Source organism: Salinisphaera shabanensis E1L3A, assembly GCF_000215955.2.
Taxonomy (GTDB): domain Bacteria; phylum Pseudomonadota; class Gammaproteobacteria; order Nevskiales; family Salinisphaeraceae; genus Salinisphaera; species Salinisphaera shabanensis.
This window is the reverse complement of sequence record NZ_AFNV02000039.1, coordinates 1-15,072: the sequence shown is the minus strand read 5'-3', so window position 1 is coordinate 15,072 and position 15,072 is coordinate 1. Positions and strand designations below refer to the sequence as shown.

The 15,072-nt window shown below is 61.4% G+C and carries 16 protein-coding genes and 1 pseudogene; 9 read left to right on the top strand and 8 right to left on the bottom strand.

Annotated features, from left to right (window positions below; translation table 11 throughout):
• Together SSPSH_RS17450 and SSPSH_RS17445 are read right to left on the bottom strand one after the other, a co-directional pair.
• A partial coding sequence (locus SSPSH_RS17450) for a transposase (RefSeq protein WP_021031970.1) occupies nucleotides 1–210 on the bottom strand: 210 nt, incomplete at its 3' end.
• 804 nt (nucleotides 211–1,014) lie between these two features.
• Complete coding sequence (locus tag SSPSH_RS17445) at nucleotides 1,015–1,629, bottom strand: TetR/AcrR family transcriptional regulator (RefSeq protein ID WP_006912375.1); 615 nt, start codon at nucleotides 1,627–1,629, stop codon at nucleotides 1,015–1,017.
• A 137-nt stretch (nucleotides 1,630–1,766) separates the two neighbouring features.
• Between SSPSH_RS17445 and SSPSH_RS17440 the strand changes: the two genes are divergently transcribed.
• Genes SSPSH_RS17440 through SSPSH_RS17415 form a run of 6 tightly spaced genes read left to right on the top strand, consistent with a single transcriptional unit; the run spans nucleotide 1,767 to nucleotide 7,875 of the window.
• Entirely contained in the window at nucleotides 1,767–2,234 is a 468-nt protein-coding gene (locus SSPSH_RS17440) for a MaoC/PaaZ C-terminal domain-containing protein (protein WP_006912374.1), read from the top strand.
• Entirely contained in the window at nucleotides 2,231–3,091 is an 861-nt protein-coding gene (locus tag SSPSH_RS17435; RefSeq protein ID WP_021031969.1) for a CoA transferase, read from the top strand. The genes SSPSH_RS17440 and SSPSH_RS17435 overlap by 4 nt, the downstream gene beginning before the upstream one ends.
• Nucleotides 3,078–4,253 carry a thiolase family protein gene (locus tag SSPSH_RS17430; RefSeq protein ID WP_021031968.1) on the top strand — a complete coding sequence of 392 codons (1,176 nt, stop codon included), beginning with the start codon at nucleotides 3,078–3,080 and terminating at the stop codon, nucleotides 4,251–4,253. Before SSPSH_RS17435 ends, SSPSH_RS17430 begins: the two co-directional genes overlap by 14 nt.
• A 12-nt stretch (nucleotides 4,254–4,265) precedes the next feature.
• Nucleotides 4,266–5,933: a long-chain-fatty-acid--CoA ligase gene (locus SSPSH_RS17425; protein WP_006912371.1), complete on the top strand. Its 1,668-nt coding sequence runs from the start codon at nucleotides 4,266–4,268 to the stop codon at nucleotides 5,931–5,933.
• On the top strand, nucleotides 5,933–6,709 hold the full coding sequence (locus SSPSH_RS17420) for an enoyl-CoA hydratase/isomerase family protein (RefSeq protein ID WP_006912370.1): 777 nt from the start codon (nucleotides 5,933–5,935) through the stop codon (nucleotides 6,707–6,709). The genes SSPSH_RS17425 and SSPSH_RS17420 overlap by 1 nt, the downstream gene beginning before the upstream one ends.
• Nucleotides 6,710–6,714: 5 nt before the next feature.
• Nucleotides 6,715–7,875: an acyl-CoA dehydrogenase family protein gene (locus SSPSH_RS17415; RefSeq protein ID WP_006912369.1), complete on the top strand. Its 1,161-nt coding sequence runs from the start codon at nucleotides 6,715–6,717 to the stop codon at nucleotides 7,873–7,875.
• A gap of 712 nt (nucleotides 7,876–8,587) precedes the next feature.
• Here the strand turns inward: SSPSH_RS17415 and SSPSH_RS17410 are convergent.
• The 6 genes from SSPSH_RS17410 to SSPSH_RS17390 all read right to left on the bottom strand — a co-directional run bounded on the left by SSPSH_RS17410 (nucleotide 8,588) and on the right by SSPSH_RS17390 (nucleotide 13,203).
• The gene (locus tag SSPSH_RS17410; protein ID WP_021031967.1) at nucleotides 8,588–9,511 is read right to left on the bottom strand and encodes an alpha/beta fold hydrolase; all 924 of its coding nucleotides are present in this window, start codon (nucleotides 9,509–9,511) and stop codon (nucleotides 8,588–8,590) included.
• Nucleotides 9,483–10,667: an acyl-CoA dehydrogenase family protein gene (locus SSPSH_RS17405; RefSeq protein WP_006912367.1), complete on the bottom strand. Its 1,185-nt coding sequence runs from the start codon at nucleotides 10,665–10,667 to the stop codon at nucleotides 9,483–9,485. The genes SSPSH_RS17410 and SSPSH_RS17405 overlap by 29 nt, the downstream gene beginning before the upstream one ends.
• Nucleotides 10,668–10,732: 65 nt before the next feature.
• Nucleotides 10,733–11,080: a hypothetical protein gene (locus SSPSH_RS19305; RefSeq protein ID WP_021031966.1), complete on the bottom strand. Its 348-nt coding sequence runs from the start codon at nucleotides 11,078–11,080 to the stop codon at nucleotides 10,733–10,735.
• The gene (locus tag SSPSH_RS17400; protein ID WP_202962201.1) at nucleotides 11,034–12,212 is read right to left on the bottom strand and encodes a hypothetical protein; all 1,179 of its coding nucleotides are present in this window, start codon (nucleotides 12,210–12,212) and stop codon (nucleotides 11,034–11,036) included. The genes SSPSH_RS19305 and SSPSH_RS17400 overlap by 47 nt, the downstream gene beginning before the upstream one ends.
• Before the next feature lie 20 nt (nucleotides 12,213–12,232).
• The gene (locus SSPSH_RS17395; RefSeq protein WP_006912365.1) at nucleotides 12,233–12,721 is read right to left on the bottom strand and encodes a PaaI family thioesterase; all 489 of its coding nucleotides are present in this window, start codon (nucleotides 12,719–12,721) and stop codon (nucleotides 12,233–12,235) included.
• Entirely contained in the window at nucleotides 12,718–13,203 is a 486-nt protein-coding gene (locus SSPSH_RS17390; RefSeq protein WP_006912364.1) for a PaaI family thioesterase, read from the bottom strand. The genes SSPSH_RS17395 and SSPSH_RS17390 overlap by 4 nt, the downstream gene beginning before the upstream one ends.
• Before the next feature lie 260 nt (nucleotides 13,204–13,463).
• On the opposite strand from SSPSH_RS17390, the gene SSPSH_RS17385 reads away from it, so the two are divergent.
• From SSPSH_RS17385 to SSPSH_RS17375, 3 genes and pseudogenes are all read left to right on the top strand, one after another.
• On the top strand, nucleotides 13,464–14,105 hold the full coding sequence (locus SSPSH_RS17385; RefSeq protein WP_006912363.1) for a TetR/AcrR family transcriptional regulator: 642 nt from the start codon (nucleotides 13,464–13,466) through the stop codon (nucleotides 14,103–14,105).
• A 188-nt stretch (nucleotides 14,106–14,293) separates the two neighbouring features.
• Nucleotides 14,294–14,794 (top strand): annotated as a pseudogene (locus SSPSH_RS18620) (transposase); the annotation flags it as partial.
• A gap of 68 nt (nucleotides 14,795–14,862) precedes the next feature.
• Nucleotides 14,863–15,072: transposase (locus SSPSH_RS17375; protein ID WP_021031963.1), on the top strand; the 210-nt coding region annotated here is incomplete at its 3' end.

Below are 15,072 nucleotides of genomic sequence, written 5' to 3'. Positions count from 1 at the left end.
GGCCAACAAACGCTTCAAGCGACTGTTCTCCGTCTCGAGCGCCTTCAGACGCTTGGCGTCCGAGACGTCCATCCCGCCGAATTTGTTCCGCCATGTGTAATAGCTGGCCTCGGAAAAGCCGTGCCGGCGGCACAGTTCTTTAACCGGCGTTCCCGCTTCGGCCTCTTTCAAAAAACCGATGATCTGCTCTTCGGTATAGCGCTTTTTCATGTCCAATCTCCAGACTTCGGGTGATTGGACTCCAGATCGGACTGCTACTCAATAGCGGGGGATGGTCGGCGGGCGCCGTCGACAATCAGTCACGAGATTCGACGCAACGGCGGAATCAGCCATTCCCGGGCCACGATAGCCGATCACGCTGCATAGGACTGGGTTCGTCGTGCCAAGCCCTTAAAGCGACGCCCCGCGCTCCAACCGCCGGCTGGACTGAGCCCGGTTGAGATGCGCGCCGGTAACGATTTCGAGCGATGTGCTCGGATGATAGCCGGGCACATTGGCGACCTGGCCGATTACGCGCGCGAAGCAGAGGTCGGCGAGGCCGTGGTGTGGACAAAGCCATCAACCGCTTAGACTAAATTGACCTGGGCCACGTAGTTGTCGAGGCTCGCCGGCAGCAGCGCGCGCTTCCAACGGCATCACCGGTCACGAAACGAGTCCTCCGACCCTCAGCCGGGGCCCAAAACGGACATCGAATCTTTCACACGAACTCATCGCTAGAATCTTCTGCGCGCCGCTCGTGGGCAACCTGGCACCGCGAGCCTTTCGTATAGGAATTAGCGAATAGCGGGGCCGCCGCAATCTGGAACAGCTTGGGTAGCGTCGTCCGAGTGCTGGCCCGCGCCGCTGACCAGCGATAGGCTAATGTCCTTGCTTGCTCAGCCCACAGTGGGTCAGCTGCTGCCATCATCGTACAAACCAGCACCGCGTTGTTGAGCGCGTTTCATTTCAGTTGAGCATACGGCCTTGGTTCATTACCGGCGCCGGCAAACGAACAGCCTCAATTCTGGATGTTCGTCATGATCCGGGGGCCCCGGGCTCGTGAACCTTCACCACCAGATGCGGCTTGTCGTGTTCTGCCTCGTCTGGCCCGGCTAATTGCGCCCACATGGAATCGACCATGGGCTGAAGAAACAGCTGCCCGAGCTGGCGAACCATGACCCCGATTGTCTGGCTGGTGTCACGTTGCGCCACCGACGCGACGCCTGCGCTGCGTAGCGTCTTTACTCGATCGGCAGCGAGCCGGGTGAGCATCTCCAAGATCCGTCCTCGATGGCCGGTGGGATCGAGCACGGCCCGCCTGAGGTAGCCGATCACCGCGGGGTTTCTGGCGAGCATGCTTGCGACCGCCTCGTCGCGCGCGGCCGCAATCGCCGCCGCAGTGCCCTCGAGAGGGGCTTGGTCAATCGCGTGGGAAAATAGGCCGAGGATATGCTGTTCGATGGCCTCGCGCAGACCGTCCTTGGTACGGAAATGGTGTACCACCAAGCCAACCGTCACCCCCGCTGCCTCGGCGATGGCACGCATCGCCGTCGCGTCCTCGCCGAAGTCCGCGTATAGAGCGAGAGCCGCATTGCGGATACGCGCCTTCGCGGTCAGGTCGTTGTCGGCCTGCTGAGGCGTTCCCGCCATTGCTTTCACTCTCCGTCTCCTACAGCTAACCGGCACTCGCTGCGAGTAGCGGCAGATTACCAGACTCCAAATGTAATACATTTGTGTACTTTAGTGTACGATCGTATAGTCGCCGCGAGATTCACAGGTAAGCCTTAATGAAATCGGTCGTTCCAACAGTTGCTCTGTTCGGGGAGAGCGCACAGCTCGGCGAGCGTATCGAGCTGGGCAGCTACACCCTTAGTGCAGACGAAATAGTGGCTTTTGCCCGGCAATGGGACCCGCAGTTTTTTCACATGGACGCGGATCGCGCTGCCAGCGAGGGATACTTCGGTGGCCTGATCGCCAGCGGGGTCCAAACGCTGGCTGTTTATCAGCGTCTCGTCGTCGACGCTCTCGTACAGTATTGGGACGTCATAGGCGGCGCCGGCATTCGCGACCTACAGTTCCGCCGGCCGGTACGTCCGGCCGACACCCTCACCGGTTTCGCGGTTATCGAAGACGTCGAGTACCAACCCGATCGTGGGCGTGCCCGCGTGGTCTATGGTGGCGAACTGATCAACCAAAACCGTGAGCTGGCACTCATAATGACGATGTCGGCCTATCTACGGTTGCGCGTCGCGTGAGCTCGCTCACATCGGTATCGCTAGCGGGCATTCGAGTGGTCTCGCTCGCCGTTAATCTGCCCGGGCCGATCGCGGCCGCGCGTTTGTCCGCGATGGGCGCACAGGTCACCAAGATCGAGCCATCTTCAGGTGATCCGCTGGCAGCCGTGGCGAGGGCCTGGTACGACGAGTTGGTGGTTGATCAGGAGGTCGTTCCCGTTAATCTCAGACAATCCGAGCAACTGTCTTATCTCGAGGGTCGGCTCGCGGACGCGGATGTCCTGCTCACAGCGATGCGACCGTCTGCGTTGAGCCGCCTGGGCCTGGATCGAATTTCCGAAACCTGCCCGACCATTATCCACGTCGAGATCGTTGGTCACGGCGGGGACTTGGAGGAAATGCCGGGCCATGATCTGACATACCAGGCCGGCCACGGCACGCTATGCGCGCCGGGCATGCCGCTGGTTCCGGTGGCGGATTTGCTTGGCGCTGAGCGTGCGGTTTCCGCCGCGGTCGCGGGGCTGTTCAACAGGGTGAGTACGGGCACGGGTAGTCACCAAAGGATAGTACTCGACGATGCTGCGGAACTGGCGGGTGCTGCAGTTCGACACGGCTTAATGGGACCTGGTACACCGCTCGGTGGCGCACTTCCGACGTATCGCATCTATGCCACGTCGGACGCTCACGTCGCGCTCGCGGCACTCGAGCCGCACTTCGCGGCCCGAGTTGCGGCACACCTGGGGCGGACGATCGAGGAGCTCGAGGCTTGTTTTGCCACTCAGCCCGCAACTCACTGGGAAATGCTCGGTCGCGAACTCGACATCCCTTTGGTCGCAGTCAGGACACCCACCCATGGAGGAATGAATGAGCACTCGTGAATCCGTCATCGTTGACGCTGTAAGAACGCCCGTTGGCAGACGCGGCGGCATGCTCAGCCAATGGCACCCGGCTGACCTGCTCGGCCACACCCTGCGATACCTGGTCGATCGCAGCGGTGTCGAGCCATCCGCGATCGACGACGTCATCGCGGGCTGCGTGCTCCAGCACGAACAGCAGTCCTCCAACATCGCCCGGCACGCCGTGCTTTGTGCTGGCTTGCCGGAGTCGGTGCCTGCCGTGACCGTCGATCGCCAATGCGGCTCGGGTCAACAGGCGGTCAGCTTTGCCGCTCAGGGCGTCTTGGCAGGCGGCTATGATTTGGTCATCGCGGCCGGGGTCGAGTCAATGTCGCAGGTGACCATGCCTGGCGCATTCATGCCCGGCGCGCCACTGGGCCCGCAGTATGGCACCTTCGAGCTGGAGCGCTATAACGGTCGGCTGATGGCACAGGGGCCTAGCTCGGAACTCATGAATGAGCGCTTCGAGCTCAGCCGGGAAGCCCTCGACGCTTACAGCGTTCGCAGCCACAAGCGCGCATTTGCCGCGACGCGCGCCGGCGCCTTCGACCGGCAGATGGTGCCGATCACCGCCGACCCAGATGATGCCGACGGCCCATGTATCACCGCCGACGAGGGCATTCGCGAGCATCCGGATGCGCGGAAGATGGCCAGCCTGAAGACGGTCTTCGCGGAAGACGGTCGTACGACGGCCGCCAATGCATCCCAGATCAGTGACGGCGCGGCGGCGCTGCTGATCGCTGATCGCGAGTATGCGCAGCGACAAGGCCTTGAACCGCGCGCCCGATTTCGCGCCATGGCGGTTGCGGCCGCGGATCCCGTGATCCAGTTCACCGCGGTACTCGACGCCACTCGCAAGGCGCTCAAGGTCGCGGGGCTAAGCGTGACGGACATCGATCTGTTCGAGGTCAACGAGGCGTTTGCTGGCGTCCCGCTGATGTTCCAGCGCGAATTTGATATTCCGGACGAGAAGCTCAACGTCAACGGCGGCTCGGTCGCTATCGGGCATCCGTTGGGCTCGACGGGCGCGCGCATGCTCACCGACTTGCTGTGCGAACTCGAGCGCTCCGGTAAACGACTGGGACTGCAGACCATCTGCGAGGCCCACGGCACTGCCAATACCACAATAATCGAACGAGTCTGAGGAGAAAAAATCATGAGCACAGCCAATATCGTGACAGGCCGGCCGTCTACTCACGGCGATAGCTATCAACTCAACACAACCACGATGATCCGCCACGCGGCTCGAACCTATCCAGAGCAGGAAGTCGTCTACCGCACGAGCGACGGCGGCTGGGACCGTTACACCTACGGTGAGTGTTACGCGCGAATCTGCAAGGCGGCCCATGCCCTGCGCGGGCTCGGCGTCAGCCCCGGTGACGTCGTCGGTATTCTGGACTGGAACAGCCGCCGCCACTTTGAGCTTTACTGGGCGATCCCCGGCCTCGCCGCGGTCATGTTGCAAATGAACCTGCGCTTGGTGCCAGAAGATCTGGGGTATGTGACTGATCACAGCGACGCGTCGTGGATCCTGGTCGACGAGACCCTGTTGCCTATCGCCGAGAAACTCGCTCCGCTCACGCCTCAGGTCAAGGGCTGGATCGTGATGACCGACCGCCCGCTGTCGCAGATCAGTACGACTCTGCCGAACGTTTATCATTTCGAAGATCTGCTCGCGGCGGCCGACGAGACATTTGATTGGCCGATGATCGACGAGACCTCGGCGTACAGCGCCTGCTACACCACCGGCACGACGGGTCGACCGAAGGGCATCTACTACTCCCACCGCGGCATGTGCCTGCACACCCTGACGATGACGGGGCTGGTCGGCATGAGTAGCGCAGACACCGCGATGCTGATCACACCGATGTTCCACGGTCAGTGCTGGGGCTTGCCACAGGCGGCCGTTCAGGCAATGACCAAGATCGTGCTGCCAGGTCGTTACGCGGCCGAGGATACGTCGGCGTTGGTGGATGCGATGATTAGCGAGCAGGTTACAGTTGCCAACGGCGCGCCTGCGATCTTTCAGCCGATGCTGGACTACATCCGAACGCTTGATAGCAAGCCCGACTTGGGTCGAGCCCGGCTGCTGAGCGGGGCCACCGAACCGTCGCTTAGCCTGATGCGCGGCTTTTATGAGCTGACAGGGGCCGACGTGATCCATGCCTACGGGGCTACCGAGACTACGCCGCTGGTCTCGATCAACCGGGGACTCAAGCCGTCACTGCATGATGTGTTGACCGACGAAGAGATGTGGAACCGTAAGCGTTGCCAGGGTTTGATGGCGCCCGGTGTGGATTTCCGACTGGTCGACGGGGAAGATAATGATGTGCCTTTCGATGGCGTTTCCCAAGGTGAGATTCTGCTGCGCGGGCCGTGGGTCATCGAGCGATACCACAAGCTCGATGACGACGGCGACCGCTTCCTGGACGGCTACTGGCGTAGCGGCGACGTCGGCACCATCGACAGGCACGGCTACCTCAAGCTCACCGACCGTCTCAAGGACGTGATCAAGAGCGGCGGCGAGTGGATATCCTCGATCGACATGGAAAATGCGCTAACCGCACACCCACGTATCCGTGATGCCGCGGTTGTCGGCATTGAGCATCCAAAATGGCAGGAACGCCCCCTCGTACTGGTGGTCACAGATGACGGCAACGACGTGCCGATAAGCGAGGTCCACGAAATTCTGGCGCCCAACTTCGCCAAATGGCAATTGCCGGATACAGTCGTCTGTCTTGAAGCACTGCCGCGCACCAGCGTCGGCAAGCTGGACAAGAAGTCGATCCGGGCAGGCTATAGCGATCTCTACAAGGACGCCTGATGGCTATTCTCAACATCCAGCGCGACGAATCCATCGTCGTCCTCGAACTCAACCGCCCCGAGGCACGCAACGCGCTTAACGAAGAGATTCTGACCGCGCTGGGGCAGGCGCTTGCAGACGTGCAGTATGACGACAGCGTGCGCGCCGTGGTGATCCACGGCGCCGCCGGGCACTTTTGCGCGGGCGCCGATATCACCGCCTTCGACCGCATCCGTGAGGATGCTTTGCTCGGCCCGCGAAAAGCGCTTGGCGGCACGCTTTGGTCCGTTTTAGGGCGATTCCCCAAGCCGCTCATCGCTGCCGTGGAGGGATTGGCGGTCGGCGGCGGCTGCGAGCTGGCGCTGGCCTGCGATATCGTCATCGCCGCCGACAACGCGCAATTCGGCGTACCCGAGGTCAAGCTCGGCGTTATCCCCGGTGGCGGTGCCACCCAGCGGCTGATGAGTGCAGTCGGCAAGGCCAAAGCAATGGCCATGCTGCTGACCGGCGACTTCATTTGTGCGACCGACGCATGCGCCGACGGAATAGTCGCGCGCGTGGTTCCAGCCGGCGAGGCCCTAGAGCAGGCGCGGTCCATGGCTGAGCGTATCGCATCCAATTCGCCGCTGGCGGTGTCGCTAGCCAAGGACGCTGCGTTGCAGGCCCACGAAACGTCACTTAATCAAGGCCTTGAACACGAAAAACGCAATTTCTATCTAGCGATTCATTCCGCCGACTGCCACGAAGGGCAGGCCGCCTTTCTAGCGAAGCGCGCCCCACACTACACAGGAAAATAACCACCATGAGTGAACTATTTCCCGACTATCGCACGCCTTGGGAAGCCGAGGACCACGCGCTGCTGCGCGCGCAAGCGGCGAAGTTCTTCGCCCGCGAAGCCACACCGAACCAGGAGCGCTGGGCCGAACAGCACCAGGTCGATCGGGCGTTCTGGAATAAAAGTGGCGACGCCGGTCTGCTATGCCCCGGTCTGCCCGAGGAGTATGGCGGCGGCGGCGGCGACTTCGGCCATGAGGTCGTGGTTCAGGAAGAGCTCGCTCTGGCGCAGGACACCGCGTTCGGGTTTAGCGTGCATTCGACGATCGTGGCGCATTACGTGGCCGCGTACGCGACCGAGGCGCAGAAAAAGCGCTGGATCCCGGCCATGGCCAGCGGCGATAAGGTTATCGGCATCGCGATGACCGAACCCGGCACCGGCTCTGACCTCCAGTCGGTACGCACGACGGCGGTCCGTGATGGCGACCACTACGTAATCAACGGATCGAAGACTTTCATCTCCAACGCGACCCACGCCGATCTGATGATCGTCGTCGCCAAGACGGACAAGACCGAGGGCGCACGGGGCATTTCCCTGTTTGTGGTGGAAGTGGATCAGGTCGAAGGCTACGAGCGCGGTCGGGTGCTGGGGAAGGTGGGGCAGCATGGCCAGGATACTCGTGAGTTGACCTTCACCGACATGCGCGTACCCGCCGAGAACCTGCTCGGTGGCAAAGAAGGGCAGGGGTTCTTTCAGCTAATGGAGCAGTTGCCCCGGGAACGCCTGATTATTGGCATAGCCGGCGTGGCGATGACCGAGGCGGCGGTCATGGAGGCGATCAATTACGCCAAGCTGCGAACCGCGTTTGGCAAGCCGATCCTAGCCTTTCAGAACACACGCTTCGTGCTGGCCGAGTGCAAGACCGAAGTGCTCGCGGCGAAGACCTTTATGGACCACTGCGTCCAGCGCTACCTGGACGGCGACCTCGACGCCGCGACGGCGTCGATGGCGAAGTTGCATGGCACTGACAAGCAGGTCGAGATCATCGACCGGTGCGTGCAAGTGTTTGGCGGCTACGGCTATCTGATGGAGTACCCGATCGCACAGATGTACGCCGCGGCTCGGGTACAGAAGATCTACGGTGGCACCAACGAGATCATGAAGGAACTGATCGGGCGATCGCTGTGAGCGCGGCGGTCACCCACGAGCATACCTAAAGCGGCGTCGTTTAACTCACGTTAACCGCGAAATCTGGCGCAACGCTGTAGCGGTCGAGTGAAGCGTCTTCCTGCTGGCCATTTGTCCTGATCGCCAGACGAAACCTGGTCAGCTAGAAATACCGCGCCGCAAAACAGCATGGGCTCTGGGGCCTGTCGCCGTTTCAGACGATGCCGCGCCGACGGCTATTTTCCGCAAGACAAGGCGCAGCGAGCGCGGTGTAGCCCAGCTACATGAGTGAGCTGCAAGGCCGTATTGCGGGAAATAGCCGTCATCCCTTCAGGTTGCGGCCCGAAATCGCGCCATGCGGCGTCGCAACGCGGGCCCGCGTGAAACGGCAACACGCCCTAGTATAAATCGGCTTTTCTCTCCAGTAATAGGGGGCGTTATGGACGTTATTAACCGGCATGAAAATACCTTCATGCCGGATTAACAGGGTACCGGCGGCGAAGCGCTATAGAATAAAATACGGACATGCGTTGGCGTTTATTCATCAAGCCCTGTGGCTTGCCGCAGGCACCGCAGCGATGGGGTTTCCAGAGGGCGAGCCTCTTGGGTTGACGGCGCGGTTTCGTACCGCGTCTCGTCAATCGAGATACCCTGCCTAATGCCTGTGCTCACCCACAAACTGCGGGCCCACAAGGCGGACGGCACGCCACAGCCACGGGTGGCCATCTGGCTCTCACGCCCGGTGGGATTTAGGCGGGATTAGTCTCTGTATAGCGTCGCAGACTGCATCCGGCCGTTCCATGGGCAGAAAGTGGCTGGTCCCGGGAATGTTCTTTACCTCGGCGCGAGACAGCAGGGCGCGCATGCGCTTGCGTGCCGCCTGCGAGAAGGTGGAAGCGTGGTCCGCGCCCAACGCGATCACTGGACACTGTAGCCGCCGGACCCCTGGCCAGGGATTGTGGTCGGTGTGGGCAAAAGTGCTGCTTTCCCAAGCCGGCGAGCAGGCCAATCGTACGCCGTCCACGTCGTCTACAAAGCCGTGTGCAACATAGGCCTCAAGCCAACGCCGAGGCCAGGTCTTGAATCCGCCCCGGCCAGTATAATTTTCGATCGCCTGAGCACGCGAATCGAAGCACTGTCGACGCCGTGCGGCGCCGGCGGCCAGGGAAACGCGATGCGATTGCCGCAGTAATTTGGCCAACATCAATTGCAGGCCCCACCATCGGTCTATGATGACCGGCTCGGCCAGGATCAAACCCAGAACTTTGTCCGGTCGCCGGGCCGCGGCCATGATGCTGGCAGTGGCGCCGATGGAATGGCCGGCCAGCCACAAAGGCCCTTCGGTTGAGTCCAGCAGCGCGCACAGGTCGTCGTAATAGGTTTGCCAACCACGAAAGCGTGAAAGATCGCCCGCGGGCGCGCTCGCCCCGTGACCGCGCATGTCCCAGGCGAGCACGTTGTAATCGGCAGAAAGTTCGTGTAGTAGCGGCGTATAGGTTCCAGCGTTGTACCCGGTCGCGTGCGCCCAATGCAGCGTCGGACGCCCGGGCGTGTGCGGCCATTTCCAGAGGGCGATCTCCCGACCGTCCGTTGCCCGGAAATCGCCGCGCTCAATTTCGCTGGAGGTGTCAGTAGGATTTGGGCAGACCGAGGACATGTTCACCGATGTAGTTGAGCAGCATTTCGTTGTTGACGGGCGCGACCTCCATCAGCCGCGCCGAGGGCCATAGCGTGATTACGTCGTAGTCCTTGTCGAAACCATAGCCGCCATGGGTCTGCAAGGCCGCCTCCACCGCTTTGACCGCGGCGCGTGAGCCCAGCAGCTTGGCCATGTTGGCATGGTCGCCGGCCTTGCCGCCGGCGTCGAAAGTGGCCGCGGCCTGAATCATCATCAGCCGCGCAGCTTCCAGCTCGGCCTTGGCCTCGGCCAGGCGATGCTGAACGGCCTGATAGCTGCCGATGGGCTTGCCGAAGGGTTTGCGTTCGTTGGCGTAGGCCACGGCCTTCTTGAGCGCGTAGTTGCCGAGTCCCACGGACATCGCCGTAACCAGCAGGCGTTCGGAGTTCAGCGCCTCGAACATGGCGGCCAGGCCCTGTCCCGGCTGGCCGATCAGGCGGTCCGCGTCAAGTTCGACATCGTCGAAGAAGACCAGGTACTGGCGTTCTGGCCAGCCGACATCGATGTTCAGTGGCTGCAGTTCCACTCCGGGCGCGTCGGTGTCAACGACGAACAGCGACATGCCCTCAGTGCGGCGCTCGACCTCGCTGGCCTTCTGCGTACGGGCGACCACCAGCATGCGGTCGGCGTCCGCCGCGCCGGAAATGAATACTTTGCGGCCGGTCAACCGGTAACCGTCGCCCGCCTGCGTGGCCAGCGAAGTCATGGCGAAGCTATTGGTGCCGGCATCCGGCTCGGTGATAGCGAAGCAGAGCTTCTCGGCGCCGCTGATCGTCGGTTTGACGAAGCGATCGATCTGATCGGGCGTGCCGTTGCGCAGAATGGGTACACGCGCAAAGCCGGTGAGCAGGAGCATAGGCAGCACCATGCCGGTCTCGGACAAGGCCTCCATCAGCGCGACAAGCTCTACCTGGCCGCCGCCAACGCCGCCTAGCGCCTCCGGTATGGTGATACCGAGCAGGCCGTAATCGCCCAAGGCGTCCCAAGCTTCTTGGGGAAAGCGGTGATTGTCGATGCACTCGCGCATATATTGCCGGGAAAAACCCTCGCTCACGCCGCGAGCAGCCTCGCGGATATCGCTCATGCGCTGGGCTACGCTACCCTGATCGAGCGCTGTTTCGGATGCCGCACTCATTGGGTCTTCTCCCTCAGGGCTTGTGCACAATCAGCGTGACACCGCCACGGGTGAATACGCTCTGATCACCCATTCGGAGTGAACAGATTGCGCTCGCCGTCGCTGTGCACGCAGCCGGCGTGGTTGAGAAATTCCTCGTTGGTCATGGCATCGAGCAGGGCCGTGTCGGCGGGTGTGTTGGCGACGAATCGCCGGCCATCCTCCAAACGCCCGAGAACGATGCCTTGCACCGGCCTATCGTTACGATCGTGCATCACCGTGTAGGTCTCGATACGGCCCTTTCCTTGGGGTTGATCCGCGACCACCACGCCCGGGTTGGCGTCGATTTCGGCCTGCAAGGCAGGCGTATCGACGCGCTTCCACCCGTTAGCCGGCGGCTGTCCGCCGTAGAGCCCGAGCGAATGTTTGCTCATATACCAGCCCACGCCGCTGACCAAGGCGGTATTCGAGCGGTCGGCGCGGATACGTGCCATCATTTCGGCAATAGCATGCGTGCAATAGTTGTTGCCCGGACCGCCGTGATAGGCGAGCCCCCCGGTCCACAGTTAGCGGTCGGGAGTCGTCCGCCGCAATGCTCAGGGCGTCGCGCGCCATCTGTACCGCGCTGGGAAAGCAACTGTACAGGTCGATATGATTGACCTCGTTTATCGCTAGTCCGTGGGTTTGCTGCAGTGCGCGACCGACCGCCGCGATGGCCGGGGACTGCGACAGATCGTCACGCTCGCTCACATACCAGCGATCGCTAGCACTCGCTGCCGCCAGCGGGTAAACCCAACGCTCGGGGTCGATGCCCAGTTCACGAGCCTTTCCGGCAGACATCATGACCAATGCGGCGGCCTGATCGACCGCAATGATCGCATTCATGTGCTTGGTATAGGGCGCGCCGACCATTCGATTTTTTTGCCCGCGAGTCGCAATGTCCTGTGCGGATAACGGCGCGCGGCGCCAGGCCTGCGGATTGGCTACGGCCACGTCATTCAACCCGGCATACAACTCACCCAGCGCCTGCTGGTGCTCGGCCGGGCTGTGCCCATAGCGTCTGCGTATAGCGTTCTCGAACAGCGGGTAAATCTGAATGGGCAATCCCATCCCGTGCCGCTGCTCCAGCGCGTTAGTCGGCTCGCGGCTGTCGCCCAGCATGGCCGGGCCTTCCGCGTGGTTCTTATCGATGATCCCGGACAAGCCGGAGCCCTTACCGCGCATCTGGGTGGCAAGCGCCTCACCGCCGGCAATCAGGGCACACTCCAGCTCGCCGGCGGCGATGCGATTCGCGTAGTACTCCACCAACCATTGACCCATGTTGCCGCCAATGGGTGTGTAGAACCGCTCTTGAGGGTTGATGTCCAGCTTGTCCGCGAGGCTGGCCGGTGCGTTGGGATAGGACGGCGCCAAAATGTTAAGGCAGGTTAGCGACTGCACCTCGGGCAGCACATTGGTGGCCCCGCAATCGTCGCCTGCCGCGCGCGCGGCCTGGGCAATCAAGCCGATGGGCGTGCGTTCGGCATCCGGTTCGCGTGCGGTGATTCGACCGGCTCCGACCAGCACCGGCGTTGTGTCGTCATGTTTCATCGCGCCTCTTTCGGGTTAGCAGCGGACACCGTATCCAACAATAGCTGCACCCGTGCGCTGGCAACCGGCGCCGTGATTCGATCCTGCCAGCACGTGACGCGCACCAGAACAACCCGGCGGCCGCGGCGAACAATCTCGGCGCTGGCGAAAGTGGATTGCGTCCGCGCCGAACGCAGGTAATCCACGTTGCAATCCAGGATCCGCGGGCGGCACTCCATCGCATCCTCACCTTGTGCGGCAATACGCGCGGTAATCTCGATCAGCGCGCCAAGCACGCCCCCGTGCAGGGCGGGCAACATGACGTTGCCGACCAGGGCCTCTCGGAACGGCAAATGGACCTGTACGCCGGTAGAGTCCGGCACGATCTCGAGCCCGAGATGGCGGGCGTAGGGAATGCTCTCAAGCAATGTTTGCCAGCGCTGTATGTCTGTCGCGGCGTCCCGAGCGGGGCCGCTCGATTGCGCCGGGTTAGCCGTGCCGCTCATGCGCCGCCCGCCCGCTCGATAGCCGCCTGGAAGCGCTTGTTCTGGGTGCCGCGCATGAAGGTGGCATTGCTGACGGCGACCGGTTGCTGCTCGCCCTCGGCGTGAATCTCGCAACGAACGAACGCAACCTCCTCGCTGAGGTGGTGGCAATAGGCGGTTGCCAAAAGGGCAGGGTGACCAGCGGTCGACCGAAGATAATCCATACGTAAATCCAGCGTGGCGATCGGTTTCAGCTCCCGAACCGCCGCGAATACCGCGAGCCCACTTGCCGAGTCCGCCAGCGAATAGAGCACACTGGTGCAGATGTCCTGGACGTCATCGTCGGCACGCATCCACGACTGGGGGGATAAGCGCATGCAGACCTGTTCGCCCTCCACCCCGATCACCTGCATACCCAGGTCCTTGCTGTGGGGTACTTGTTCGGCGAACTGCCACGCAGTCGTCACGGCGTGACCGGGCTGAACTTTGTCTGATTCACTCATCGGGTCTGTGCCGCCGGGCGGACATCCCCCGAAGGTGGGTCTGTGCCCAGAGGCGGTTGTTGGTCATAGGTAATCGCCATATCGCGTTTTCGGAAGCAATATTATTTCCGGATTTTGGTTGGTCGACCAACCAAAAGTCAAGGACACGTCGAGCTTAAATGGCGAGTCCCCCCACGATTGCGTACCATTAATTCAAACGGTTTGGTAGCAGCCGCGCTTGAATCAACAATGTGCGAGCCGGCCGAGGAGATGTCGAAACTATGGTTCCAAAACGGGTCCCGCCTGTACGCAAGCTGGACGATCAGAATGACGTGTTGTCCAGCGCGGCCCGGCTTTTCCGTGACAAAGGGTTTGAGAAAACCTCTCTCAAGGAGATTGCCGAAGCTTGTGGCATGCTACCTGGGAGTCTTTACTATCGTTACAGCACCAAGGAAGCACTCCTTGTTGAGCTGATGCGACGCGGAGTCGGCCTGGTTACAACAGAGGTCGAAATGGCGTACGCCAGCTCGGACGATCCGGTGGAGCGGTTGCGTCTTAGTGTCAACGCGCACCTGCGCGCCCTGTTGGTTGATTCAGACACGGTTTACGTACTGCTGTTTGAATGGCGTGCGCTAGGCACAGAGGCGCGAGAGGAAATCATCGAACTGCGTGACCAGTACGAGTCTCTTTGGTCGGATATCCTCGAAACGATGATTGAACAGGGCGTGATTCAGAAGGGTGTCGATGGCCGTTTGCTTCGCCTGGTCGGCCTCGGAGCGCTCAACTGGGTTGCGACATGGTTCGATCCGGATGGTGTCTATACACTCGATGCCATTGGCGATTTTATCTGGCAGATCACTACAGACGGTGTGCTCCGTAAAGATGTGAATCACTCTGGGATTTCCGAAGGCTCCAACTCTTGAGAGACGTGAGCCATAAAACAAAGCAAACGCTATTCATCGGAAGTACGCGAACGCGAGCGCGCGGTTCAAATGGTCTTTGAACATCAGACGGACTACGCCTCGCATTGGGCGGCGACGGGGTAAGCCCCCCGAAAAACGACGCAGATCGAAAGTGGAATATTCTCGTCACCTAACCCGAGGACATTCCCTTGAAGACATCGCGAAATACCGACAGCCAGATCCTGGCGATTCTGAAGCAGGCCGAGGCCGGCACGCTCGTATCGCAACTTTGCCGCGAGCACGGCATGAGCTCGGCGACGTTTTATAAGTGGCGCAGCAAATACGGCGGGATGGATGCGTCGCTGATGGCGCGTATGAAAGACCTGGAGGATGAGAACCGCCGGCTCAAGAAGATGTACGCCGAAGAGCGTCAAGGCCGAGATCGTGCAGGAGGCGCTCGCAAAAAAATGGTGAGGCCATCTCGCCGGCGTGAGATGGCCCAACGCAGCGTGAGTGAACGTGGGATCAGTGTCCGGTTGGCCTGCCTGGCGTTTTCGATCAGCCCTTCCTGCTATCGCTACCAGCCGACGCTTTCGGATAAGAATGCTGAAATCGCCGGCTGGCTGGTTCGCCTAACAGACAACCAGCGCAACTGGGGCTTCGGGATGTGTTTCTTATATCTGCGCAACGTTAAACGCTTCGGCTGGAACCGACCATCCCCCGCTATTGAGTAGCACACCGATCTGGAGTCCAATCACCCCAAGCCTGGAGATTGGACATGAAAAAGCGCTATACCGAAGAGCAGATCATCGGTTTTCTAAAAGAGGCCGAGGCGGGAACGCCGGTTAAGGAACTGTGCCGCCGGCACGGCTTTTCCGAAGCCAGCTATTACACGTGGCGGAACAAGTTCGGTGGGATGGAGGTCTTGGACGCCAAGCGTCTGAAGGCGCTCGAGACCGAGAACAGTCGCTTGAAGCGTTTGTTGGCC

Bases quoted from the DNA above. Each gene is read 5' to 3' on its own strand.
- SSPSH_RS17415 (WP_006912369.1), top strand. From the start codon at position 6,715: ATGAGTGAACTATTTCCCGACTATCGCACGCCTTGGGAAGCCGAGGAC.
- SSPSH_RS17440 (WP_006912374.1), top strand. From the start codon at position 1,767: ATGAAATCGGTCGTTCCAACAGTTGCTCTGTTCGGGGAGAGCGCACAG.
- SSPSH_RS17425 (WP_006912371.1), top strand. From the start codon at position 4,266: ATGAGCACAGCCAATATCGTGACAGGCCGGCCGTCTACTCACGGCGAT.
- SSPSH_RS17430 (WP_021031968.1), top strand. From the start codon at position 3,078: ATGAGCACTCGTGAATCCGTCATCGTTGACGCTGTAAGAACGCCCGTT.
- SSPSH_RS19305 (WP_021031966.1), bottom strand. From the start codon at position 11,080: ATGAGCAAACATTCGCTCGGGCTCTACGGCGGACAGCCGCCGGCTAAC.
- SSPSH_RS17385 (WP_006912363.1), top strand. From the start codon at position 13,464: ATGGTTCCAAAACGGGTCCCGCCTGTACGCAAGCTGGACGATCAGAAT.
- SSPSH_RS17445 (WP_006912375.1), bottom strand. From the start codon at position 1,629: ATGGCGGGAACGCCTCAGCAGGCCGACAACGACCTGACCGCGAAGGCG.
- SSPSH_RS17410 (WP_021031967.1), bottom strand. From the start codon at position 9,511: ATGTCCTCGGTCTGCCCAAATCCTACTGACACCTCCAGCGAAATTGAG.
- SSPSH_RS17420 (WP_006912370.1), top strand. From the start codon at position 5,933: ATGGCTATTCTCAACATCCAGCGCGACGAATCCATCGTCGTCCTCGAA.
- SSPSH_RS17395 (WP_006912365.1), bottom strand. From the start codon at position 12,721: ATGAGCGGCACGGCTAACCCGGCGCAATCGAGCGGCCCCGCTCGGGAC.
- SSPSH_RS17390 (WP_006912364.1), bottom strand. From the start codon at position 13,203: ATGAGTGAATCAGACAAAGTTCAGCCCGGTCACGCCGTGACGACTGCG.
- SSPSH_RS17405 (WP_006912367.1), bottom strand. From the start codon at position 10,667: ATGAGTGCGGCATCCGAAACAGCGCTCGATCAGGGTAGCGTAGCCCAG.